This window comes from Acidisphaera rubrifaciens HS-AP3, from assembly GCF_000964365.1.
Taxonomy (GTDB): domain Bacteria; phylum Pseudomonadota; class Alphaproteobacteria; order Acetobacterales; family Acetobacteraceae; genus Acidisphaera; species Acidisphaera rubrifaciens.
In genome coordinates, this window is the sequence record NZ_BANB01000272.1 from 1 (window position 1) to 1,849 (window position 1,849).

The window sequence follows — 1,849 nt, forward strand, 5'->3', positions numbered from 1 at the left end:
GCCGGCGCAACGCCGTCGCCTCCTGCGGCAGCCCGTCGCGCGCGACGGCGCGTTCGGCGTCCACGATCTGTGCCAGCTGGCGGACGAACCACGGGTCGAAGCGCGCGGCGGCGCACACGTCCTCGACCGACAGCCCGTCGCGCAGCGCCTGTGCCGCCATCAGCAGCCGGTCGGGCTTGGGCTGCGACAGGGCGGCGCGATAGGCGTCGGCGCCGCCGTCGCCCGGCGGCTCCACCGGATCGAGGCCGGACAGCCCCGTCTCCATGCTGCGCAGCCCCTTCTGCAGCGCCTCGGCGAAGCTGCGGCCGATCGACATCGCCTCGCCCACCGACTTCATGCTGGTGGTCAGCAGCGCCGGCGTGCCGGGGAACTTCTCGAAGGTGAAGCGGGGGATCTTGACCACGACATAGTCGATGGTCGGCTCGAAGCTCGCCGGCGTGACGCGGGTGATGTCGTTGGCCAGCTCGTCGAGCGTGTAGCCCACCGCGAGCTTCGCCGCGACCTTGGCGATCGGAAAGCCCGTCGCCTTCGACGCGAGGGCCGAGGAGCGCGAGACGCGCGGGTTCATCTCGATCACCACCATGCGCCCGTCGGCCGGGTTGATCGCGAACTGCACGTTCGACCCGCCGGTATCGACGCCGATCGCGCGCAGACACGCGATCGAGGCGTCGCGCATGCGTTGATATTCCTTGTCGGTCAGCGTGAGCGCCGGGGCGACGGTGACGGAATCGCCGGTATGGATGCCCATCGGGTCCACGTTCTCGATCGCGCAGACGATGATGCAATTGTCCGCGCTGTCGCGGACCACCTCCATCTCGTACTCCTTCCAGCCGAGCACGCTTTCCTCGACCAGCACCTCGGTCGTAGGCGAGGCATCGAGGCCGGAGGCGACGATCTGCTCGAACTCCTCGCGGTTATAGGCGATGCCGCCGCCGGTGCCGCCGAGGGTGAAGGACGGGCGGATCACCGCCGGCAGCCCGACATCGGCCAGCGCCGCGCGCGCCTCGTCCATGGTGTGCGCGATGTGGCTCTTCGGGCTTTCGATGCCGATCGCGGCCATCGCGTCACGGAACTTCAGCCGGTCCTCGGCGCGGTCGATCACCTCGGCCTTCGCGCCGATCAGCTCGACGCCGTGGCGGGCGAGGGCGCCGTTCGCCGCGAGCTTCATCGCGGTATTCAGCGCGGTCTGCCCGCCCATCGTCGGCAGCACCGCGTCGGGTTTTTCCTGCGCGATGATGCGTTCGACCACCTCCGGCGTGATCGGCTCGATATAGGTCGCGTCCGCGAGCCCGGGATCGGTCATGATCGTCGCCGGGTTCGAGTTGACGAGGATGACGCGGTAGCCCTCGGCGCGCAGCGCCTTGCACGCCTGCGCGCCGGAATAGTCGAACTCGCAGGCCTGGCCGATCACGATCGGGCCGGCGCCGATGATGAGGATGGAGCGTATGTCGGTGCGCTTGGGCATGGGTCAGTCCGGGTCGGAGGGGGCGGGGGGTGCGGGGATCGCGCGCGGCGCGGCGGCGTGGCGGCCGATCCAGTGCCAGGCGGTGTCGGTCAGCCAGCCATCGGTGCGGGCGAGGTCGATTTCGGTGACGAGGAAGCCCGCCCCGCCGGCGGTCGCGCGCACGAGGTCGGCGATGTCCGAGGGCGGGACGCGCGTCGCCAGCAGGAACACGCCCGGCAGGTGGTTCCACCACGCGGCGATGCGCCGGTCGGCCGCGAGGACGCCCGCCAGCGCGGCCACGTCGAGCGTGGGGGCGGCGGTGTCGAGGGCCAGCAGCAGGACGCGCGGCTCGGTCAGCGGCTCAGCCACGGGGCCGGCCCTCCACGCGCAGGGCATGCAGCCGCC

At 71.3% G+C, this 1,849-nt stretch carries 2 protein-coding genes; both read right to left on the reverse strand.

Annotation, left to right across the window (positions count from 1 at the left end; genetic code table 11):
* The coding region (gene carB, locus B8460_RS09150) for a carbamoyl-phosphate synthase large subunit (RefSeq protein WP_048861288.1) at nucleotides 1–1,465 on the reverse strand (1,465 nt) is incomplete at its 3' end.
* A gap of 3 nt (nucleotides 1,466–1,468) precedes the next feature.
* Nucleotides 1,469–1,813, reverse strand: coding sequence for a hypothetical protein (locus tag B8460_RS09155; protein ID WP_048861289.1), 345 nt, complete (start codon nucleotides 1,811–1,813; stop codon nucleotides 1,469–1,471).
* Nucleotides 1,814–1,849: the final 36 nt, after the last annotated feature.